General features: G+C 42.7%; 17 protein-coding genes. 16 read left to right on the top strand and 1 reads right to left on the bottom strand.

All coding sequences use genetic code 11. The features are described from left to right. The first annotated feature begins 30 nt into the window (after positions 1 to 30). The 15 genes from FHS68_RS06105 (at position 31) to FHS68_RS06035 (ending at position 20,363) form a co-directional block, all read left to right on the top strand. A complete protein-coding gene (locus FHS68_RS06105) occupies positions 31 to 1,311 on the top strand; it encodes an apiosidase-like domain-containing protein (RefSeq protein WP_167268146.1) in 1,281 nt (426 codons plus the stop codon). 81 nt (positions 1,312 to 1,392) lie between these two features. After that, positions 1,393 to 3,420: an OmpA family protein gene (locus FHS68_RS06100; protein ID WP_167268144.1), complete on the top strand. Its 2,028-nt coding sequence runs from the start codon at positions 1,393 to 1,395 to the stop codon at positions 3,418 to 3,420. Between the two features lie 110 nt (positions 3,421 to 3,530). Beyond that, complete coding sequence (locus FHS68_RS06095; RefSeq protein WP_167268142.1) at positions 3,531 to 5,396, top strand: glycosyltransferase family 39 protein; 1,866 nt, start codon at positions 3,531 to 3,533, stop codon at positions 5,394 to 5,396. A 114-nt stretch (positions 5,397 to 5,510) separates the two neighbouring features. Continuing rightward, the gene (locus tag FHS68_RS06090; protein WP_167268140.1) at positions 5,511 to 6,338 is read left to right on the top strand and encodes a transketolase; all 828 of its coding nucleotides are present in this window, start codon (positions 5,511 to 5,513) and stop codon (positions 6,336 to 6,338) included. Further along, entirely contained in the window at positions 6,331 to 8,325 is a 1,995-nt protein-coding gene (locus FHS68_RS06085; protein ID WP_167268138.1) for an NAD-dependent epimerase/dehydratase family protein, read from the top strand. Before FHS68_RS06090 ends, FHS68_RS06085 begins: the two co-directional genes overlap by 8 nt. A 69-nt stretch (positions 8,326 to 8,394) precedes the next feature. Continuing rightward, positions 8,395 to 8,688: a type II toxin-antitoxin system HigB family toxin gene (locus FHS68_RS06080; RefSeq protein ID WP_167268136.1), complete on the top strand. Its 294-nt coding sequence runs from the start codon at positions 8,395 to 8,397 to the stop codon at positions 8,686 to 8,688. 9 nt (positions 8,689 to 8,697) lie between these two features. After that, positions 8,698 to 9,057: a helix-turn-helix domain-containing protein gene (locus FHS68_RS06075; protein WP_167268133.1), complete on the top strand. Its 360-nt coding sequence runs from the start codon at positions 8,698 to 8,700 to the stop codon at positions 9,055 to 9,057. Positions 9,058 to 9,107: 50 nt separating this feature from the next. After that, positions 9,108 to 10,028 (top strand): transketolase family protein, encoded by a 921-nt coding sequence (locus FHS68_RS06070; protein WP_167268131.1) that lies wholly within the window; start codon positions 9,108 to 9,110, stop codon positions 10,026 to 10,028. Then, entirely contained in the window at positions 10,025 to 11,722 is a 1,698-nt protein-coding gene (locus FHS68_RS06065) for a hypothetical protein (protein ID WP_167268129.1), read from the top strand. Before FHS68_RS06070 ends, FHS68_RS06065 begins: the two co-directional genes overlap by 4 nt. Positions 11,723 to 11,724: 2 nt before the next feature. Beyond that, positions 11,725 to 12,846 (top strand): acyltransferase family protein, encoded by a 1,122-nt coding sequence (locus FHS68_RS06060; protein WP_167268127.1) that lies wholly within the window; start codon positions 11,725 to 11,727, stop codon positions 12,844 to 12,846. A gap of 69 nt (positions 12,847 to 12,915) precedes the next feature. Continuing rightward, on the top strand, positions 12,916 to 13,659 hold the full coding sequence (locus FHS68_RS06055) for a glycosyltransferase family 2 protein (RefSeq protein ID WP_167268125.1): 744 nt from the start codon (positions 12,916 to 12,918) through the stop codon (positions 13,657 to 13,659). An 11-nt stretch (positions 13,660 to 13,670) separates the two neighbouring features. Beyond that, positions 13,671 to 16,349, top strand: coding sequence for a DUF3352 domain-containing protein (locus tag FHS68_RS06050; protein ID WP_167268123.1), 2,679 nt, complete (start codon positions 13,671 to 13,673; stop codon positions 16,347 to 16,349). 5 nt (positions 16,350 to 16,354) lie between these two features. Continuing rightward, entirely contained in the window at positions 16,355 to 17,374 is a 1,020-nt protein-coding gene (locus tag FHS68_RS06045; protein WP_167268120.1) for an alginate O-acetyltransferase AlgX-related protein, read from the top strand. 85 nt (positions 17,375 to 17,459) lie between these two features. Then, on the top strand, positions 17,460 to 18,611 hold the full coding sequence (locus FHS68_RS06040; protein ID WP_167268119.1) for a lipase family protein: 1,152 nt from the start codon (positions 17,460 to 17,462) through the stop codon (positions 18,609 to 18,611). Positions 18,612 to 18,632: 21 nt separating this feature from the next. After that, entirely contained in the window at positions 18,633 to 20,363 is a 1,731-nt protein-coding gene (locus tag FHS68_RS06035) for a M14 family metallopeptidase (protein WP_167268117.1), read from the top strand. Between the two features lie 5 nt (positions 20,364 to 20,368). Here FHS68_RS06035 and FHS68_RS06030 read toward each other — a convergent pair whose 3' ends face one another. Further along, on the bottom strand, positions 20,369 to 21,187 hold the full coding sequence (locus FHS68_RS06030) for a hypothetical protein (RefSeq protein ID WP_167268115.1): 819 nt from the start codon (positions 21,185 to 21,187) through the stop codon (positions 20,369 to 20,371). A gap of 169 nt (positions 21,188 to 21,356) precedes the next feature. On the opposite strand from FHS68_RS06030, the gene FHS68_RS06025 reads away from it, so the two are divergent. Continuing rightward, the gene (locus FHS68_RS06025; RefSeq protein ID WP_167268114.1) at positions 21,357 to 22,496 is read left to right on the top strand and encodes a DEAD/DEAH box helicase; all 1,140 of its coding nucleotides are present in this window, start codon (positions 21,357 to 21,359) and stop codon (positions 22,494 to 22,496) included. The last annotated feature ends 33 nt before the right edge of the window (positions 22,497 to 22,529 follow it).

Genomic DNA, 22,529 nt, shown 5'->3' with positions numbered 1-22,529 from the left:
AGGACCTATCATTTCCATCCGGACTCAATTATGAAGCTGGTCAAATACCTTTTCTTCACATTCTTTATCATTTTCTGCACTTCCAGGAGCATTGCTTCTTCTGGCGCACAGGTTGATGCCAAATTTCCTTTAAAGATCAGCCCAAACGGGCGGCACATTACGGATAGCAACGGTGTACCCTTTCTAATGGTAGCCGATGTCGCCTGGCAAATGCTGCGAAAGCTTAATTATATTGAAGCAGTACAGTACATGGACATTCGTAAATCGCAATCCTTCAATACTTTCCTCGTTCAAGTCCTGCCTGCATTGCCCAATCAGAGAAGCTATTCAAAAATTTCTCCCTTTTCGGAAAACAACGACCTTACCAAACCCAACACAGCTTACTTTGATCAATTGGAGAAAATAATTACAGCCGCCCGTGAGCGCCATCTTGTTGTTGGAGTTGTGGTATCCCGAAAAAGCTGGAATACAGTATTCGACTCCCAGGATGAATTTGCGTGGAAAAGTTATGGGACTTATATCGGAAAACGTCTTTCAAAGTTTTCCAACATCATTTGGATAGTCAGTGAAGAAGAATACCAGAATACTTCCCAATTCAAAGCCATTGCGGAAGGGATACGATCAGAGTCAGATGACCAGATCCTGGCGTCCCTGAATACTTGTTCGCCAACAAACAGCAACGATAAGTCGCCGAACCGGTCGGATCTAAAATTCATTATCCCCGACTCCACTGTGACGCCATCTGAATATGCAGCACTGGCAAACTGGCAAAAAAACTCCGCTGAGGCTGCATTAAGGCCATTTTTGATAGCTAATTCCGAATTCCCAAAAGAAATAACCGACCAGTCTGCGCTAATCCGGAACCAGGCTTACCAATCCATCATGAGTTCAGCGGCAGGGTTTTGTCACATGAGCACAATCAAAAATTTCAACCCGACCTGGAAAGTGAACATTACCAAGGACGGAGCGGAATACATTCACGAGCTGGTAAAAATCCTGAAAGGCATTCCCTGGGAATATATGCAGCCCGACAATCCGGAAATGCTGTCCGATTCATTGGATAAGGCCGAAATCGGCGTAGTATCCTTGTCCAACAAACGGTTGTCCATGTTGTATCTGCCTTCCTCACGGCCCATAAAACTGAATTTATCTTACCTGAACGGAACCGCATTTGGAGCGGTTTGGTATAGTCCACGCACCGGAAGGCGGTGGGACGGCGGATTGTATAAGGTTTCTGAGGAACCCGTTGTACAGCCACCCGATTCTCAGCCTGGCTGGGACTGGATTCTCTTAATCGGCACCAAACAGTAGGTTTGACTTTCAGCCGTATTCTTAATAATATTACTCTGTACAGCATTGCCGGGCGAGAAACGGCCACGATTGGAGCACCCCATGATTTCTTTCATTAAACGTATTGCGTTTTGCCTGTTTTCTGCATGTGTGTGGGGCAATGGTTACGGCCAGGAAATATTGTGGGCAAGCAAGGTCCTTGGTTACTCCTCCGAATACAGGCCCGGGCAATTTGGTCAAGCTTTTCGCTCCAAACAGATCCTCGGGCGACCCAGTAAACTTCCAGATTTCGGGAACAGCCCCTGCGCCTGGTCGCCTGCCGAAGCAGACGGCAGAAATGAAGAATGGATCAAGGTAGGCTTCGAAAAAACGATCCCGCTTAGACAAATCGCTATTGCTGAAAACTTCAATCCGGGCGCGATTGCCAGGGTATATGCCTACGATGAATCGGGAAAGGAATATTTGGTACTGGAAGCACCGGCGGGCCAGCAAATGGTCAAAGGAAGAATGCTGCAGGTTTTCCCAAAACAGCAAAGCCTGCTTGCAAATGCTATCAAAGTCGTTTTACAGCCAGGGAAAGTTTCAGGGTTTAATCAGATCGACGCAATTGGAATCTCAGAGCAGACTGCGCCAATCGAGGCCGCGATCAACTTTGCGCCTGATATGAAGTTAAAAGCCGAGAAGGAGAATATGGGTAAGGCCATCAATACAAAAGGGCAGGAGGTAGCTCCAATCATATCTCCCGACGGAAAAACAATTTATTTTACGCGAAGCAATTTCGAGGGAAATATTGGCTATCCGGCCAAACAGGATGTGTGGTTTTCGACATTAAATGATAAAGGACAATGGACGGACGCATTGAATATTGGTGCGCCAATCAACAATTCTGGCGATAATGCCATTACCAGCATTTCTGCGGATGGAAAAACAATATACTTGATCAATATCTACCGCCCCGATGGCAGTATGTATTTTGGTTTTTCCAAATCATTCAAAACTAAAACAGGCTGGGGTTTTCCAAAAGAATCGAAGATCATCAACCTTCTGGGAAATGCTACTACCATTGAAATTACGGTTTCGCCTTTTGAAAATGTGTTGATTATGTCGGTTCAACGCGCCGACACAGAGGGCGGGAAGGATTTATACATTTCATTTTTGCAAAAAGACAATACCTGGTCTGAGCCACGCAACCTGGGCGGCGTTGTGAACACAGCTGATTACGAAGGAACGCCGTTTCTGGCGCTTGACAACAAGACTTTATATTTTTCTTCCCAGGGACATAGCGGATACGGAGAAGGCGACATTTTCCTGACGCGGCGGCTTGATGATACCTGGCTCAACTGGTCAAAACCGGAGAATCTGGGGCCTAACATCAATTCTCCACTTTGGGATGCATTCATTAATATTCCTGCAACGGGTGATTATGCGTATTTCAGCGCGAGTGAAAAGGTATTGGGACAAGAGGATATTTTCAGGATTAGAATGTCGCCGGAAATCAAGCCAGAACCTGTGGCGGTGGTGACTGGCAATGTATATGAAGCGGAAACCAACAAATTAGTGAAGTCGGATATTGCTGCGGACCTTAAAAAGGACAACAGTTCCTTTGCCAATGTTAGTTTTGATCCTGAAACTGGCGAATATCGGCTAATACTTCCTTTAAACGAGATTTATCGGATTTCTGCTTCTGGTGAAGGGTACTTCCCATTTTCCGAAGACATTGACTTAACCTCTGAAACCGGTTTCCGTACCATCAAAAAGAATATTTACCTGCAACCCATCAAATCGGGACAGCAGATCAGGCTGTCCAATACCATGTTTGCACAAAGCAGTGCTGATGTGGTTCCATCCTCCTATTCCGAGCTTGACAGGATCGTTTCTGCGATGACTGCCTACCCTACCATGGAAATCCTTTTGGAAGGCCATACGGATAATCAGGGCGAGGTTCAAAAGAATGTACAGTTGTCCAAAGATCGGGTTGAGCAAGTTAAGAAGTACCTTTTATCAAAAGGTATCGAGTCTAAAAGAATCCAAACCAAGGCCTGGGGCCCAGCTCGTCCGATCGCAAGCAATCAAACAGAACAGACTCGCCAAAGGAACCGCAGGGTGGAATTTACAATTCTTAAAATCTGAAAAATATCCTATAAGACGAAATTTGCTTAATTTCGCGATTCCATGATCTGTTGATCTGATTCAGTGATTTGCTGAACCTACTCCAGAATCACCCGCGAATAAATTTGATAATGTCCTCAAACCTCACACAAAAAAGTCTGCAATCCTGGTTGATTTTATCAGTTATATTGGTCGGAGCACTTGCATTAAGGCTTTATCATCTGGACCGGTACAGTATTTTCTTTGATGAAAAAAGTACACTGGTAATTAGCCAGGGAATCGTTCTGGAAGGGGCTAATCAAAAAAATGTTTTCTCTACATTAAAATTATCCAATTCCGAATTCTGGAAAACGCCTGTACTGGATTACAAGCCTCCCGTTGTTTCGAGGTCTTTTACCTATACAGAAAATTATAGTCCCCGCGCATTTACCCCGGCGGAATTCTGGTCACCCAAGACCCTGGCCGATTACTTTGAAGCTAATAATCGCAGCGACATCGGAAACAGTCCTTTTTACTACCTGCTCCTACATTACTGGACGGTGCTTTTTGGCGTCGCTGATTTTTCCGTCCGCTTCTTTTCGGTGATTTTCAGTCTGGCCATCATTGTGCTTACCTATCTTTTTGGCAACAGGTTTTTTGATAACAAAACAGGATTGATATCAGCGGCAATTGTAGCCATTGAACCGTTTTTTGTTGCTTATAGCCAGCAGGCCAGGAATTACTCACTTACCTTTTTTCTCACACTGCTTGCTACCTATTTTTTTCTTCAAATCATTGAAAATAAGGCTGATAAGCGACATACTTTCTGGTTATATGTGGGATATATTCTTACCGCAGGGTTGGGTTTGCTCTCCCATTTTCTTGTGATTACCGTTTTGATGGCCCATTCGATTTACGCTGTCATGTTTTTGAGGTCAGTTAAAGGTTGGATCAGAATGGCTATTTCGGCGGTGCTGGCATTGTCTGGCGTGACGTTATGGATGGTTTTTGGGGGCGGACAGTACACCTTATCCACATTAAGCTACCAAGCCGACCTTTATAAAAGAATGGCAGAAACCAGGCCGTTCAACAATCCATTCGGCACCATTCTTCCAGCGACTTTTAAGAATGTATTTCATGAATCCCTGCCCATTTTCACCGATCTGGTGATTTTTACCCATGGGTTAACGGACGCCCTCGACGGGAATAAATATGTGCTGCTTGCCATTTCTGTGGGTATTCTGCTCATCATTTGGTCGAGATTTAAGAAACGGGTGAGCATGCCCCGATGGCTGACCAAATATTTTCCATACATCATTACAGTACTTAGTCTGGCTGTATATAATAACCATCGGATTCAGTTCGGCATTTTGTCAATCGGCATTTTAGCGCTTTCCTATATCCCTGATATTTATTTAAATGCAAGCGATACACAGCGCAAAAGATTCTGGATGCTGTACATGATGGGGCTGTTTCCGACTTGCTTTTTGGTTGTTATGGCATTCAAAGGAGGTCATACACATGGGTTAACGCAACGTTACTCCGGATTTTCTTTTCCATACATTATCATACTGCTCAGCCTGCTTTTGCAATATTTCAGCACATTGAAGACCGAATTCAAGGTTTTGCTTTATGTCTTTTTGTCCTTTCAATTATACTTTGTGGCATTAAAGTTGAACGAGCTTTATGAGGATAAGTCCAAATATGCCTATTATATCCCGGCGCGTTTGCCCAACCCCTATGCTGCGGCTGCCAAAAAAATTGAAGCATTGTACCAAAAAGGAGATACCATTTTCTATCCGGCCCCGCGCTATGAGATTATATCAGAAATGGACCGTACATTTTTGCCTTATTCCATTCAGGACGCGCAGTTGACCAACCTTTATTTACCTAAGGATGCGCAATATGTCCAGGCTATGGATGTCAGTCAAACGGAAAGGATCTGGCTCAAAAAACCGAATAATGCCAAGCCTATTCAGATCGTGAACCTTAACGGGTTGCGGTACGGATCTGAATAACCAGCGACTATCTTTCAAAAGCCGTGAAATAAGATTTCGTATATTGCGTGCTTAAAACCGAAGTTTTGACCGTTATTTTGTGAGCAAATTTTCACATTGACATACACAATTGGCATGACCGCAGAAGATATATTAAATGATCCCCGACAGATTAGCGGAACGCTCCGTCTGAAAATTCTGGGCTTATACAACAAGGCAAATGCCGGACATATAGGCTGTTCGTTAAGCTGCATTGATTTAATCATTGCGGTTTTATTTCTTCACAAGTCTGAGGAAGATACATTCATTTTATCAAAAGGTCACGCTGCGGCAGCCCTTTACGCCTGTCTTAATACATTGGGTGAAATTACAGATGAAGAACTCGATACATTCTATCTGGACGGTACAACACTACCGGCTCACCCGGCTCCCCGACAATATAAAGGTATCCCGTTTGCAACCGGCTCATTGGGCCACGGCTTACCAATAGCGACTGGAATTGCCCATGCTGCCAAGATTGGCGGTGAAGAAAGTTTCTCGTTTGCACTTCTTTCTGACGGCGAAACAAATGAAGGAACGACCTGGGAAGCAGCACATTATGCCATTCAAAACCAATTGGATAATCTGTTCATGATTATTGATAAGAATGGTTTGCAAGGTTTTGGTTTCACGGATAAAGTACTTGGCGAAACCGCTTCTGTAGAGAAATGGAATGCAATTGGTTTTGAAACCATCGAAATAGATGGGCATGACATTATCGCCATCAGTTTGGCAGTTGATGAACTCAAAACCCATAAAAACGGATTACCCAAAGCGATTATCGCCAATACAGTGAAAGGTAAAGGAGTTTCTTATATGGAGAATAAGCTGGAGTGGCACTACTTGCCAATGAATAAGGATCAATATGAGCAAGCTACCCAGGAAATTAAGGAACGTTACTATAAAGAATTGACGAATGCTTGACCATTTACCGGTTTACCGCGATAAAATTGAAAGTTTAAAAGGACCAGTTTTTGTTTTTGGTGCAAGTGGCTTCATCGGTGCCAATCTTTTCAATGATATTTTCAAAATCCGCAAGGATTGCTACGCGCTGACCCACGACGCTACAAAAGCATGGAGGCTCAAATTGCTCAATGTCCCTTTCGAGAACATTATACATTGCGACATACTTTCCAATAACTCCGTACTCGAAGTTTTTGAAAAGTATAAACCCCAGACGATCTTCAACTTAGCTGCTTATGGAGCTTACAGCAAGCAAAGCAATGTGAATCTGACGTATGAGACCAATGTACTTGGTACGGTCAACATTCTTCAAAGCTGTACACGCGAAATGGTTTACATCCACGCCGGCAGCAGTTCAGAATATGGGTTTAATTGCACCACTCCAAAGGAAACAGACCGTGTTGAGCCAAATAGTCATTATGCCGTTTCAAAGGTTTCCGCTGCCTATTTACTAGAATACTACGCCAAGGTTTTTGACCTGAAAACCCTTAATCTCAGGTTATATTCTATTTATGGCTATTGGGAAGAACCTGACAGACTAATCCCAAAACTAATTGAGAATGCCCGTAAAAAGCGGCTTCCTTCATTGGTTTCACCGGAAATAAGTCGTGATTTCGTTTTTATTGAAGACTGTGTAGAAGCGTTCCTGGATGCCGCATTGAATATTACCAGCGCTACCGCAGGCAGATCATACAACATTGCGACGGGCAGGAAAACAACGATGGGTGACCTGGTGGAAACTACCCGTAAAACTTTTGATATTACATTGGAACCGCAGTGGGGAAGTATGTCAAATCGCAAATGGGACCTTGCGGAATGGTATGGCGACCCTGCGGCGTTTGAAGATGATTTCAAATGGAAAGCGCGGACTTCGTTGGAAACCGGACTTTCCAAATATAGTAGGTGGCAGGAAAAGGAACGTTACGAAAGCCGGGTTATTCCCGCTTTTGAAAATCCAAAGTTAAACCCAATCATCACTGCTATCATTGCCTGTTATAGAGATGCGCAGGCAATTCCCTTCATGTACGAAAGGCTGGTCAAGACCTTTAATGAGTTAAAAGTCCGCTACGAAATTATTTTTGTAAACGACAATTCTCCGGATAATCAGGAAGAAGTGATCAATGCCATTTGCGACAAAGACCCAAATGTGGTTGGCATCAGCCATTCCCGGAATTTCGGTTCACAGTCTGCATTTTTGAGTGGAATGGAAATCGCCACCGGCGATTGCGTGGTGTTAATGGATGGCGATTTGCAGGATCCGCCCGAAATTATTCCTGCATTTTACGAAAAGTGGATGGAAGGAAATGATGTGGTTTACGGGGTCCGTGTTCAGCGCGAGATGAAAACCCACATTCATTTTTTCTATAAAACTTTTTACAAAATTTTCCAGAGCCTTAGTTACATTCCAATCCCCCGCGACGCAGGGGATTTCTCGATGATCGACAGAAAAGTAGTAAAGGAATTGGTGGATTTGCCTGAAACCGAGCAGTTTTTGCGTGGATTACGTGCCTGGGTCGGTTTCAAACAAACGGGCGTACCTTATATTCGTCCGGAAAGAATGTTTGGCGTTTCTACAAATAATTGGACAAAGAATATCTGGTGGGCTAAGAAAGCGATTTTTTCATTCAGCTTTGCGCCGCTTGAAATCATGAGTTATGCGGGTTTTGTGCTGACGGGCTTATCCATTCTAGGGATACTCTGGCAGATTTTCTCCAAATTGTTCTTGTTCCCGGAAACACCGCAAGGTATCAGCACAGTCATCGTTTTGATTGTATTTTTTGGCGGCTTAACGATTCTCGGCATTTCATTTCTAGGAGAATACATTACCAAGATCTTTGAAGAAACCAAAAAACGGCCCAAATACATCCGTACCCGAATTCGTCGTGGTTCCAAGGCTTATAAAACCGCAGATGAGATCAGGACTTTGGTGAAGCAATTGCGGAAGTAATATTTTATTAACTCAACATTTGAAGATTTCAAATTTAATTGGAGAAATTCAAATTAATGTTGTAGTTTAATGGTCATCATCAAACAGAAGACACTTAATAATTATTCTGCTAGCTACCCGGTTGCCAAGGCTGCGATTTACGAATGGGCCACTAAAACCGAGGATTCTGACTGGAAAAACTTCTTGGAAGTTAAATCAACCTTCGGTAGTGTTGATTACGTTGGAGACAACCGCTATGTTTTTAATATAAAGGGAAATCAATATAGGCTGGTGGCAATGATCTTTTTTGGTGTCCGAACAGTTTATATCAGGTGGTTTGGTACACATCAGGAATATCATAAAATCAATGTGGCAGAAATTTAAAGACTTGTTATGGAGATTTCAACAGAAAACCAATACAACGAGGCTTTTAGAAAAATAGACAGTCTAATCGCCGATAATTTCGAAAGCAGCCAAGCTAAGCAAAAGGAATTTTTGGAAGTGGCAAAGGCTATTCAGGAATATGAGAAAAAATACTATCCAATTCTCAAACCTGAGACTGTTGTGGAAATGGTTGAGCTGAAAATGTATGAACGTAAAATTACTCAGAAGCAACTATCAGTACTTTTAGATATCACAGCCGATAAATTGTCTCAGATTTTGAATGGAAAAAGGGAACCTGATGTAACCTTTTTAAAAGCCGTATATCTGAAACTGGGAGTGGATCCCGGTTTTTTATTGAGGAATGCCTGACAATTTATAATTAATAATCATTTGAGGGTATCTGATAAAAGAATTTCAAAATGAGAAAAGAATTTTCGAACGCGATGGAAAAGTTGGCAATGGAGGATGATTCCATTGTTTTCATTACGGGTGATTTGGGATATAATGCGTTGGAAAATCTGCAGGCAAAGCTTGGTAAGCGATTTATCAATGCGGGCGTCGCCGAGCAAAATATGATTGGCGTTGCCGCTGGATTTGCGCATAAAGGATATAAGGTTTTTTGTTACAGCATTGCGCCATTTATCGTTTATCGCTGCCTGGAGCAATTTCGCAATGATGTTTGCTTTAATAACCTCCCGGTATTTCTGGTTGGGAATGGTGGTGGTTACGGATACGGGATCATGGGAAGCAGTCATCATACCATCGAAGACCTCGCATGCCTGAGTGGACAGCAGAATGCAAATGTGTGGGTTCCAGCCTTTTCGGATGAAGTTGAACCGATCGTTGCGCAAATCGTAAAAGATGCAAGGCCAGCCTATCTTCGCCTCGGCGCTGGGAAAACCACTCCTGATCATAGTTATACAACTGGCTCATTTAAAGTCATTAATCATTCGGATACCGCGGAAATTACCGTTTTTGCATTAGGTCCAATCGCCAATAATGTAATGACCGCCTTATCCCTTTCACCAGATCTGGAAAGCAAGGTAAATGTGATCACCGCAATGCATTTTCCCTTGCAAATCCCCGATGACCTGATCAATCTGATCAAAAAGGCGCCGTCTATTCTTGTGGCGGAGGAACATATCAGCATTGGCGGCTTAGCGCAGCAGCTTTCAGTTCAACTTCTAGAAAAAGGGATTGCACCTGCCGGTTTTAAAAGTTTGCGGGCCGAAGGATATCCAAACGGTCTCTACGGAAGTCAGGGTTACCATCAGAAAATTTCTGGTCTCGACCCGGATTCTATTCTATCGTACATCAGCCAATTAATAATTCCGGCATGACGAAAAAGGCTTTAACCATCATTCTGAGCCTGATCCTGTTTTTACCGGTCCTGATTTACTTTACTGTCTGGAATTATTATGCCATTAACATTCCTAAATGGGATGACCATGCATTGAAGACTTTCATTGAAGAATTTGCAAAAGCTACTGATTGGCAGCATAAAGCAAAGGCGCTGTTCAAACAACACAACGAGCACCGGATTGCAACGACCCGTTTTTTTGCCTGGCTGGATTATTCAATATTCGGCCACCTCAATTTCCGGCATCTGATGACGGTTGGCAATTTACTGTTGCTCTGTATCATACCGCTCTGGTATGACCTCTTGAAAAAGAACAAGAAACCACTTTTTGCACTGGTACCAGTCCCTTTCCTTTTACTGACGCTCGCCTTTTGGGAAAATATGTATTGGGGAATGTCTGCTATTCAGAATTTAGGAGTCGTAACGCTGACTTTATGGACACTATACCTATGTATTAACCCAAAAGTATTCCCTTTCGCACTGTCTCTGTTTCTCACTGGAATTACAGTTTTGACGAGTGGAAACGGGCTCCTGGTATTGCCATTGGGAGCCTTATTGTTGTTTTTAGGCCAAAACCGAAAACGTTTTGCCTTGTGGATGATCGTTAGTGCCGGCGAGATTTTCTGCTATTTTTATTGGTATACCAAACCCGAATCGAACCCGGTTTCCAAGGCGTCCTTTTTCCAGTTGGTAAAAGGTTACATGGCTTTTCTGGGTTCATTTGCAGAATCTATTCCCATCGCAAATAATTTCAGGGCTTGTTTTCTATTGGGAATTGTGCTGTTTTTGGTTGCGATTTCCACTGGATTTGCCACGCTATTCGGGATTCTCAAAAATAAGTATAGTAATAAATTTGAGCGTACCACGGATTTATTTTGTCTCGGAGCTATCCTCTTCATCCTCGGCACAGCGTTGATCGTCGTTTACAGCCGGGCCGGATTTGGGTTGGACGGACTGTTGCACAGCCGCTACAAAATCTACTCCGTTCTCCTTTTGATCGTTGCCTATCTATATATCGTGATCCCGATACGCGGCAGTTTTCTCTCGCCTTATATCACTGCCATTGTTTTTTTGGCTGTCACTTTCAATGTGTTCAGCTATCATTATCACCTGGTTGAAGCTTACAATCTGCGAAAAGATTTGACAACCTCTCAATTCAACTGGACATTTAATGACAAGTCCCTGAAATATCCGCCAGATACATCATTCGCGGCTAACATTGTTGAGAAAACTCCAGTTTTTTACGACAGCCTGCTCTCGCTGATCTCCATTGCCGATAAACAAACCTATGCGGGCGATTCGCAGGGAATGACAGACTTGTTTGATAACACAACTTTTAGTGCCGAAGAAGGCTCTTTGACAGTCACTAACAACTCGTTTACCAGCCAACGGTTGCAGGATAGCGGTGTTTACATTTTACTGAGCTCAAAAAACCGTTACTATCTTTTTCCCGCATCCCGTACCCGCAACAAGAGCAGGAAAGAGCTTTTTTTGAAACAATATTATTTCGCGCCCGGATTTCAAGCCGACATCCCGTATACTGATCCATTGGAAAAAGGAGTTTATGACATTGCCCTAGTCAGAAAATTGGGAGGTAAAACGGGTATCCTCTTCAAAAATCAGAAGATCACGGTAAGTCAAATCAAGAGTAACAAAGTGAAGGTGAATTGGTAACCATGCGTACTACATCAGAGGGACATATCATACAATTGGACGGGGTCCGCTTCATTGCAGTTGGATTGGTGCTGGTCGATCACTTGTTTGTGACAGTCAATAACATTCCTTATGGTGCATTAGGGGTGACCATTTTCTTTGTATTAAGTGGATTTCTTATTTCAAGGATACTTTTAAAAAGCAAGGAAAAGACTCAGGGAACACCGGGCGGTTTTAAAAAATATTTACGCAAGTTCCTGATCAGGAGGACAATACGAATTTTTCCTGTCTATTACCTGATTATCGCATTACTACTTGTATTTGATGTCCCTCCTGTACGGGAAAAATTGGCCTGGCTGGCACTTTACGGAACGAACATTTACATGGCGATTCATAAAACCTGGATGGGATCCGTGGATCATTTGTGGTCGCTTGCGGTCGAGGAGCAGGTTTATCTGGTCTTTCCATTTTTGATTTTCTTTATTCCAAAAGACAGGCTGATCCCGGTCTTGGGCGTTATGGGCGTTTTAAGCCTTGCATTTCGTTTCTTCTATTTTTTCTCTATGAAAGATTTTGGGGCCGAAGACTGGATTGTAACCTATGTGAGTACCCCCGCGTGCCTGGATTCATTCGCGCTCGGCGGCTTAATGGCGTGGCTTCAGCTTTATAAGGGTGATTTGTTCACAAAACTATTCAATAAGTCCTGGCCTGTGGTACTTGCTTTGCTGGCCTGGATTCTGATACAATTCTGGGCAAAATCCGTAGATCAAAAGTACAATATAGCATTTGTGGTGTTCGATAGAACCATCGCTTCCATCCTGGGTTTCTTTCTGATCGGCAGGGCCGTTATTGGCTTTCATGGATTGATGGCCTACTTTTTGGAAAATCCTGTCAGCATTTACCTGGGAAAGATTAGCTATGGCCTTTATCTATACCATAACTTCGTTTACAATCACTTCCACAGCGGTCCAATGCACCTGACCGTGCGTCTTTTCAGGAAAATTTATCAATATATTCCCGAGCTGCGGGGTTCAGTTGCTTTCGAGGCGCTGATTGTTGCGGCACTGACAATTCTTGTTGCATCCTTGTCCTGGCTTTTCTTCGAAAAACCCATCAACGCGCTTAAAGACAAGTATGCTTACTAAATTATCATTGCTGATAGCCCGGTTACAGGCTTTATTTATTAATTTTGCGCATTCATACCAAATAAGATTTTGATGTACCTTCTTAGTATAGTAATGCCCGCATACAACGAACAGGATTGTATAGAAAAAGTAGTACATAATTGGACCAGCATCCTAAAACATAAATTTCCGAACGACAATACAACACTTATTGTAATCAACGACGGCTCCAAAGACAATACAAAAGTTCTCTTAGATCAATTACAAAAAGAAGTCACCAATCTTACCGTAGTTAATCAGAAAAACGGCGGACACGGTAATGCAGTCGTAAATGGCTATCGCAAAGCACTTGAACTTGGCTCGGAATATGTGTTCCAAACTGACAGCGACGACCAGTTTGTATCCGAAGATTTTGACAAATTATGGGACAAGCGTAACCAATCCCAATTTATCCTCGGTTATCGCGAAGTGCGGCATGACGCAGGCGTAAGATTGTTTATTACCAAGTTTCTTCGCGGCACCATTTCCATGATTTACGGCACTTTCATCATGGACAGCAACATTCCTTTCCGTTTGATCAAAGGTACTTTCCTGAAAAAATTAATGGATCAATTGCCTGATCCTGAGCCGTTTGCTCCAAATATTTTTCTTTCTGTCATGGCAAAAAAATCAGGGCAGGAACTGTTTGATATCCCTATTACCCACAAAGACCGCGAAACCGGCACTGTCTCTATTGTGAAATGGAATTTGTGGAAAGTTTGCATACGAAGCTTTAAAGAACTGCTGCGTTTCCGCCTTGAACTCAACAAACACGTTAAGGCGATACGTGCTTAATAAATAGGCTTGTGTCGAAAAAAAATATTTTTATTATTCTGCTGGTCATTCTGGTTGGATCCGCAGGATATTTCCTTTTCAGATGGTCGCGAGGATCTACTGCGGCCTGGAAATTTATTCCTTCCAATGCAATCGTTGTTATTACCAGCGAACACCTGCAGGATTCTGCTTATCTAGCCACTGATGCAAACCTGGATATCAAGCGGTTACCTTTACTCGACATTGCCAGTGATAATCTTACCCTGCTCAACCTTCTTACAACCGACCAGAAACGGCTTAGTAAATTCCTGACAGGAAAATCACTCTCTTACTCGTACCATCCGCGAACCAGCACTGAATGGGGGGTTTTGATGTATATTCCAATAAATGAAGAGGAATCAAAATGGTTGGCCAGTCCACAAAATGCGAACATCCGCGCCCTTCACCATAACTTTCAAAATCACCGCATTACAGACATTATCGATAACAATTCCAGACCACTTTTCTCGTATCTGGTAAAGGATAACTTTCTGATTTTAAGTTACTACGGCGACCTCATTGAGGACGCTGTGAGAGCATCTTCCCTGAATATCGAATTGTTCAAACTAAGGTCGCAATTCGCAAATATTGACGACGCCGACTTTGGCACTAGCATTTACATGCGGATCGATGCCTGGAAATCAGTTGTTTCTGCTGAAAGTGCAAGTGGTGTTTTTGGGCAGTTTGCCAGAAATTTTCCCGCTTACCAAGACTTCCACATTGACAATGCAAAGCAAAAAGGAAACCTGATATTGAAATCGTCGGGAACAGACGCGCCGGATTTTTACCTGGCTAATATTCTAAAAGCTATTCCGGGTGTTCCCTTCGCAGGCCACAAGCACATATCTCAACAAACGTCATTTCTTTACCGATCGGCTGTGGTGGACAAAGCCGCGTTTCAAAAAGAATTTTCGGCATGGCACAAAAAATATAAGTCCGCAGCCTGGGACAAGCTTAAATATTACATTGGAAATGAAAGCAATCTGCTGATCGATAATCTTGGCTCCGAGCTGATCCTCTGCCAGTTAGAAGAAAATAATAGCATTAGCGACGGCAAAATATTGCTTGCTGAATTTTCAAATTATGATAAATTGAGGCCGGTTCTTCAAAAACTGGCGCGTCTGTCCAACCAGGAAACCAATGCTTCCGTCGATCAGTACCAGGGATATGACATTTATTCTGTTCCCATTGCAGAATTACCTTCCGGCCTTTATGGGCCTGTTTTCTCGGGCTTTCCACGAAGTTATCTGACCTACATTGCCCCCTATCTGGTAATTAGCAACAACTCTCAGGTTCTGCAGAATTACATTGTTGATTACGAAAACCAGATTACCTGGAAGCAATCGCCGGAATATGATAGTGTTTTGACCAATGTGAATTCGGAGGCGCAGCTTTCCATGATTGTAAATCTTCGCAAGGCGCAGTCTCGCTCCAATGAAGGCATTATGAAGTATGTTGATTTAGTTTCCAAAATGGAATCCATCACTTTTCAATGCCGGTATGAGGGAAATGATGCCTTTCCGGAAATAACCCTTCATCCTAAAAAACGGCAGACTGCCAGCAAGGTACTCAACCGCACATTTCTAAATATAGACATTGAATGGCCAGACATTTATGATTCGGAACTGGCGGCTTTACAAAACCCAATCGATGGAAGTTCGGAGATACTATTAACAGACGAAGAACACAACCTACTCAGGACTAACAATTTACGAGAAGGAAAAACGGAAGTGATTGCCAGGCTCGACGGTCCGATCAGTACCGCGGCCTATAAAGTGGATTTCCTGAACATCGGCAGGCAGCAAAGGATTTTTGCTACGAAAAGAACCGTTTACGCTCTTGATGAAGATGATTCGACCACGGTAACGACATTTAAAGGCACACTGCCATCTTCGGAAGAAATATCGGCATTATATACAATTGATGGTGGGGACGATGGCAGTAACCGGTTCATCATTAAAAATACGGCAGAGGAATTGTTTCTTTGGGAAAGCGCGACAAAACCAGTGCGACGGTTAAGTCATTCGGCAAGGTATGAAAATATTCAGAGCCCGGTTGTGGCACTTAACCAGATTGGAAACCGCGGTTTTATTGTCACCCAAAAGAATGGTAAGATTTATGTTTTAAAAGAAAATGGAACAGTGAGGCCAGGCTTTCCAGTCGACATTCTCACCCGTGCGGAAAGCGCTTTCACGTGGGCACAAGACCCAATGACGGGCCAGCCTGAGATTGTTGGTGCTAGCGTTTCAGGGGAGTTGGTCCGCATTAACCTGGATGGTAAAGTGACTTCCCGCAAGCAGCTGCTGCGCCCCGAGCCGGGTTCCCAATTCCGCGTACTTTTCGATCGAAATTCATTGGATTGGATCTTGATCCGCTCGGTGAATTCAAAAATAGCCATCATTACCAAAGACGGTAAAGATCTTTTCGAGATCAAAGACATTTTGCCCAATGCTGCTATCCAGTACCATTTCTTTGGCGTAGATAACCGCTTTATCAGTATTAATTCCGGCAATTACACCACGTTATTTGATATGACAGGCAAACGGCTCGGGGACAAAGCCATACCTTCTGAAATGCCGGTTCAGCTGACTTATCAGCCGGGATATTCTAAGTTGCTGATATTCAGCCGTTCGGAAAAGAAAATACAAGTTTGGTCGGTTAAGTTGCGCTAACAGATATGAAAGTTTCGAAATATCTATTTCTGATTTTAGCCTGTATCATCTGGATCATCGGGCTCAGTCCGTCTTTGTATTCGAAGATCGTCAGCCTTGGTTTCATAGAGGACGGATATCAGTATGGAGATCTTTATCGACTTTCCAACCTCTCAGCTTTCAGGGATCCGAGAGAGCAATGCACGGATTATGTCCCGCCAACAAAGGCCAGTGCTGGCAAAAAGGTACATTTATATACCATTGGCGACAGCTTCACGGAAAAACAACGCATAGGAAAACAGGATTTTGTGGTGGATAGTTATACCTACGTCAAGTGGGACAATTTCCTTCATATTAAACTGGATACAACAGAAACCAATATTCTTTTACTCGAATCAGTAGAAAGGCATTTTAGGCAGAAAATGGCCACGCCAATACGTACACTCATTGCCGACACTGCAACATTTGAGGCCAAATACGAGGAAGCCAGAGTGATGCAAAAGCTTGATAATGCGTTCAAAGCAAGTCTTACTCACGATCGTCTGGATGGATTGTTATTTCAAAATGAAATTTTCCTGACCTTAAAACAATGGAAAGCAGACTTTAATCGTGCCGTTTTTGGCAGGGTAAATAATTCTGTCACGGCGGTTAACGGCGGCCGTGACTTAGTTTATTACATGGATACCGACACGACAATTACTTCTTCTTTTTATGAATTGTCCCAATCAGAGGTTGATACAATAGTTACCAATGTGAATAAGAGTGCAGATTTCGCTGATTCACTGGGATTTAATCAGGTAATTCTCTCCATCATTCCAAATAAAGTTTCGGTTTTAGACCCTGAATATCAGCATTACAATGGCTTGATTGAGCGGGTTTATCATCATCCCCGTCTACAAGTTCCACACATTGACGTGCTCGCCGATTATCGGAAAATGGGCAGAGCGGCATACCTTAGAGGAGATTCTCACTGGACCTGTGACGGGCGAGCTTTGTGGCTTAATAGAGTTAATACTCTGATAAATATGCTGGTTGCCCCTGATTAGTGATCCAATCAAAAGCCATATCCGGATAGTTTCCTATTTTTAGGAAATGGTATTTCTATCCAATTCACCAATATTCCAAGTTAGTATGAAATATATAAGTACTAATTTTCAAAGCTTTGCAGCTAGGCTGACCGGCCTGCTTTTTCTAATTGCCCTTTTATTGGATACTGGTTCTTTAAAAGCCCAAAAAACCAAGTTGAAACCTGGGTTTGATAAAGCTGAATACCTCGAATTGATGTATATGCATGTTCTCCTATACGATTCTAGCATGACGGATTCGACGAAACCCAAATTTGTCGCTCCAATGCCTACCCATTTTAAATCTGCTTACAAATCTCCGGTCATGGGCCTTAATAATCGCTGGGGATTGTGGACAAATGGCGAATCTGTGGCTGCTATTAATGTAAGGGGAACCACCAAAGATCCGGTTGGCTGGCTAGAAAATTTCTATGCTGCGATGGTACCAGCGAAAGGAGAGCTCAAATTGAGCAATTCGTTCACTTTTAAATACGATCTGGCTAATCACCCTAAGGCAGGCGTACACATTGGCTGGTTGATCGGCACCGCTTATCTCGCCAGAGATATTCTCCCGAAAATCGATTCCTGTTATAAAGCAGGTATTAAGGAATTCCTGATCATGGGCCACAGCCAGGGAGGCGGGATTGTGTTTTTGCTCACATCTTATCTCCATTCTCTTCAAAAGCAAAATTTATTGCCCAAAGATATACGGCTGAAGACGTACGCAAGCGCAGGGCCAAAAGCTGGCAATACTTACTATGCCTACGAATATGAACATAGTACAGACGGAGGTTGGGGCTATAATGTTGTTAATTCGGCTGATTGGGTACCTGAAGTTCCTTTTACCGTGCAAACATTGGATGACTTCAATGAAACCAATCCCTTTAAGAATATCGATAAGGTTATAAGCAAACAGAAACTGCTGGCCCGGGTTGCATTGAAACATGCCTACAAAAAAATGAAAAACCCGAGTGTAAAAGCCCAGAACAATTACGAAAAATATCTGGGTGGATATGCTTCAAAGGCGGTTATGAAGGCGTTACCAGAGTTTCAAGCTCCCACTTATATGAAAAGCAGCAATTTCGTGCGCATTGGACCAACGGTCATGCTTTTTGCAGATGACGAGTATTTCAAGCTATTTCCCGAAAAGGATAAAAATCCCTTTGCGCATCATTTGCCTCAGCAATACCTTTTTTTAATGAATAAATATCAACATTAGCATTCCCTTACCGATCGACTAATGAGAATTACTACACTCCTGCTCCTATCACTTTGCACATTTTCCGTTCAGGCTCAATACAAAACACGCTTTGAGATAAGTGGCGGGAAACAAACACCGACTTACGAAGAGGGAATCGCATTTTATAAATTGCTGGCCAAAAATTTCCCTCAGATTCAAATGCAGGAAAAAGGTTTAACGGATAGCGGATTACCACTTCATCTTGTTTTGTTTTCCAAAAACAAGCAGTTCGATATCAAAAAATTAAAGGCCCAGGGGAAAGCCATCCTGCTGATCAACAATGCCATTCATCCGGGGGAGTCGGATGGTGTAGATGCATCCATGATGTTGTTAAGAGATATTGCTGCTAATCCGTCCAAATATCCCGAACTGGACAGTGTGGTTGTCGCTATCATTCCCTTTTATAATATTGGGGGAGTTTTGAACCGAAACAGCACCACCAGAACCAATCAGGAAGGCCCGGAAGAATATGGTTTCAGAGGAAATGCCCGTAATTATGATTTAAATCGTGATTTTATTAAAAATGACACCCGTAATGCAAGGAGTTTTGCGGCGATTTTCCATGAACTGGACCCCGATCTTTTTGCTGATACCCACGTAAGCAATGGCGCGGATTACCAGTACGTCATGACGTTGGATTACGCTCAAAAGGACAAATTGGGCGGAACATTGGGAACATTCAACGACCAGGTTTTTCTCCCTTATATGCACAAGCATTTAAAAGCAGCAGGCTTTGAGGCAACTCCCTATGTGAATGCCTGGGGACAAACTCCTGATAAAGGCTTTGTGCAATTTCCGGATTGGCCCCGTTACTCGACCGGTTATGCCGCATTGTTTCACACGATTGGCGTCATGACCGAGACGCATATGTTAAAGCCTTACGACCAGCGGGTTAAATCCACTTATGCATATTTGCACGGGAACATTAAATTTCTGGCGAGTTATCGCATCGGGTTGTTGAAACTGAGAAAAGACACCAAAGAATCGGTTAAATCCCAGGCAAAATTTGCCATTAGCTGGCAGGTTAACAAAGAGAAGAATACGCAGATCCAATTTAAAGGATACGAACCCGAATACATCCTAAGCGAAGTAAGTGGCTTAAATAGATTGCATTACGACAGATCCAAACCATTTACCAAAACAATTCCTTTTTACGATACCTATGTTCCGCTGGACGAGGTAACAAAGCCGGTCGCCTACATTATCCCACAAGGCTGGCATAATATCATTGAACTTTTAAAATTGAATCAGGTTGAAGTGAAGCAATTGGAAATAGATTCGGAAATGGAAGTTGAAACCTATTACATTGAAAATTACGACTCACCGAAACAGCCATTTGAAGGACATTACTGGCATAATTCCGTGACATTAAGAACTGAGAAAAAGAAAGTCAGCTTTAAAAAGGGTGATTGGTATGTTCCTGTTAATCAGTGGACAAACAGATACATTATTGAAACGCTGGAACCGAAAGCGGTAGATTCTTTTTTCAAATGGAATTTCTTCGATACCATACTTCAAGCCAAAGAACATTATTCAGGCTACGTATTTGAGGACCTGGCCAAAAAGCTATTAGAAAAATCACCTGAGCTAAAAACGCAATTAGAACAAAAACGACAGGCCGATCCTGAATTTGCAAAAAATGCTAATGCACAGCTGGATTTCATTTACGACCATTCTCCTTATCGCGAAAAAGAATATCTGAGATATCCGGTATTCAGATTGATGAAATAATAGGATTAAAAACGCAATCCAAAACTGAAATTGAATTCACCGGTAATGTTAATTCCTCCCCGGTTCGTAACATTGGACGGAGTAGTTTCCCTATCTACATAGCGCGAACCTAGTCCAGCGTTTAATCCGAGCTGGAATCTTGGGGTAATCTGGAAATTGATATAATTATTAACCATTACGCCCAATCTAAAATTGGTAACTCTTCCCTGTACGGTTTTATATATCCCTGTAACAGGATCATAAATAGAAGAGTTTGTGTAGCCTCTCCCAAAACCTGTAAAAACATGCGGCCCTACTGCATAAGTGACTTTCCGCTGTCCAAACGGGTATATTTTCAATCCGGGAGAAAAATAGTACATCTCCGAGCGATTGCCGGCCGAATCAAAAAGATAGTTATAACGATCAGGAAATGTCATAGTAAATGGCAGGATAACGCCGATGTACTTGCGTTTGTCAACCAGAAACTCATAGCTCAGTCCAATACCTGGTCCACTGTCCAATGCCTTAAATGGTGAAAAGCTGACCATACTTCTGCCATAATCCTCGGTATCGACTACCTCCGCCCGTTTGCCGCCTGATTCAATACGGTCATTGAGAAAAACTGTCTGCCCGTTTTGAAATTCAATCCGGTTTAACTCACTCTTTCTGATTACAAAAACAGCGCTGTTCGCATCATTGCTAATTTTATAAGAAACCCGGTCAATGCCGACTTCGGTGACTTTTCCATCAATTGTTTTGCCATTTCTTTTTACGAGGATATCCTGTGCTTTGGCAGAAAAAATAAGCAGGGATAATATAACGGATAGGGTAATTGCTCTTAACATATTTAAATAAAGTTGATGAATGAAGATCAAATTTAATCATTCCCTCAAAATCGTGCGAAGTATATTGACTGAACGTTTAAAAACTTAGTTCTGTTATGAAACCGGTCATAAGACCGTTTTATATATTCAGACTGTTTGGATTCGATCTTGAACAGTCATCAAAAATCAAATGATATTTCAAGATTTAAGACTCATTGAGCCTATTATTAAGGCTCTGAAAGAAGAAGGTTATACAACACCTACGCCAATTCAGGCAAAAGCCATCCCCATTATTTTAGATCAAAAAGACTTACTGGGCTGCGCACAAACGGGCACCGGCAAGACTGCTGCTTTCGCAATTCCAATGCTTCAGTTACTTTATAATAACGCGGAGAGAACGTCGGAAAAAAGCAGGATTCGGGCATTGATTTTAACGCCAACCCGTGAGCTGGCTATTCAGATTGGTGAAAGTTTTGCAGCTTACGGCCGTCATACTGGTATTAGACATACTGTCGTTTTCGGTGGTGTTGGGCAAAAACCGCAAACCGATGCATTGCATAGAGGTGTTGATATTTTGATTGCAACTCCCGGTCGCTTGCTGGATTTGATCAACCAGGGTTTTATCAAGCTCAATCAACTGGAATTCTTTGTCCTTGACGAAGCAGACCGCATGCTGGACATGGGATTTGTGCATGATGTAAAAAAAATAATAAAACTTTTACCTGCGAAAAGACAGTCATTGTTCTTTTCCGCAACCATGCCTCCTGCCATCGTCACATTAGCTGATACGATCCTCAGAAGCCCCGTAAAAGTGGAAGTAACTCCTGTTTCTTCCACTGCTGAAACGATTCGTCAATCATTATTTTACGTTGATAAATCGGACAAAAATTCATTGCTGCTTCACATTCTGGAAGATCAGTCCATTGCTACTGCCCTGGTTTTCACCAGAACAAAGCATGGTGCTGATAAAGTGGTAAAGGTTTTACGGAAAGCAGGTGTGAGTTCCGAAGCGATTCACGGCAACAAATCCCAAAATGCGCGTCAGAATGCATTGAAGAATTTCAAAAGCCAGGCAACCCGGGTTTTGGTAGCGACAGATATTGCGGCACGCGGAATTGATGTGGATGATCTGACGCACGTGATTAACTACGAAATTCCCAATATCCCTGAAACTTACGTTCACCGAATTGGCCGTACAGGACGGGCGGGAGCAAAGGGTACCGCATTCTCATTTTGTGACAGGGAAGAAAAGGTATTTTTGAAAGACATTCACAAATTAATCGCGAAAAATATCCCGGTCGTGAACGATCACCCATACAGCATTCGCTAAAAAGGGCGACAATTTCGACTTTTCATTGCCGGC

The organism is Dyadobacter arcticus (assembly GCF_011762185.1).
Taxonomy (GTDB): domain Bacteria; phylum Bacteroidota; class Bacteroidia; order Cytophagales; family Spirosomataceae; genus Dyadobacter; species Dyadobacter arcticus.
The sequence above is the reverse complement of the archived record's forward strand: the minus strand, read 5'-3'. Positions and strand labels throughout refer to the sequence as shown.

Coding starts and splice junctions, on each gene's coding strand:
- FHS68_RS06105 (WP_167268146.1), top strand. CDS start 31: ATGAAGCTGGTCAAATACCTTTTCTTCACATTCTTTATCATTTTCTGC.
- FHS68_RS06100 (WP_167268144.1), top strand. CDS start 1,393: ATGATTTCTTTCATTAAACGTATTGCGTTTTGCCTGTTTTCTGCATGT.
- FHS68_RS06095 (WP_167268142.1), top strand. CDS start 3,531: ATGTCCTCAAACCTCACACAAAAAAGTCTGCAATCCTGGTTGATTTTA.
- FHS68_RS06090 (WP_167268140.1), top strand. CDS start 5,511: ATGACCGCAGAAGATATATTAAATGATCCCCGACAGATTAGCGGAACG.
- FHS68_RS06085 (WP_167268138.1), top strand. CDS start 6,331: ATGCTTGACCATTTACCGGTTTACCGCGATAAAATTGAAAGTTTAAAA.
- FHS68_RS06080 (WP_167268136.1), top strand. CDS start 8,395: ATGGTCATCATCAAACAGAAGACACTTAATAATTATTCTGCTAGCTAC.
- FHS68_RS06075 (WP_167268133.1), top strand. CDS start 8,698: ATGGAGATTTCAACAGAAAACCAATACAACGAGGCTTTTAGAAAAATA.
- FHS68_RS06070 (WP_167268131.1), top strand. CDS start 9,108: ATGAGAAAAGAATTTTCGAACGCGATGGAAAAGTTGGCAATGGAGGAT.
- FHS68_RS06065 (WP_167268129.1), top strand. CDS start 10,025: ATGACGAAAAAGGCTTTAACCATCATTCTGAGCCTGATCCTGTTTTTA.
- FHS68_RS06060 (WP_167268127.1), top strand. CDS start 11,725: ATGCGTACTACATCAGAGGGACATATCATACAATTGGACGGGGTCCGC.
- FHS68_RS06045 (WP_167268120.1), top strand. CDS start 16,355: ATGAAAGTTTCGAAATATCTATTTCTGATTTTAGCCTGTATCATCTGG.
- FHS68_RS06040 (WP_167268119.1), top strand. CDS start 17,460: ATGAAATATATAAGTACTAATTTTCAAAGCTTTGCAGCTAGGCTGACC.
- FHS68_RS06035 (WP_167268117.1), top strand. CDS start 18,633: ATGAGAATTACTACACTCCTGCTCCTATCACTTTGCACATTTTCCGTT.
- FHS68_RS06030 (WP_167268115.1), bottom strand. CDS start 21,187: ATGTTAAGAGCAATTACCCTATCCGTTATATTATCCCTGCTTATTTTT.
- FHS68_RS06025 (WP_167268114.1), top strand. CDS start 21,357: ATGATATTTCAAGATTTAAGACTCATTGAGCCTATTATTAAGGCTCTG.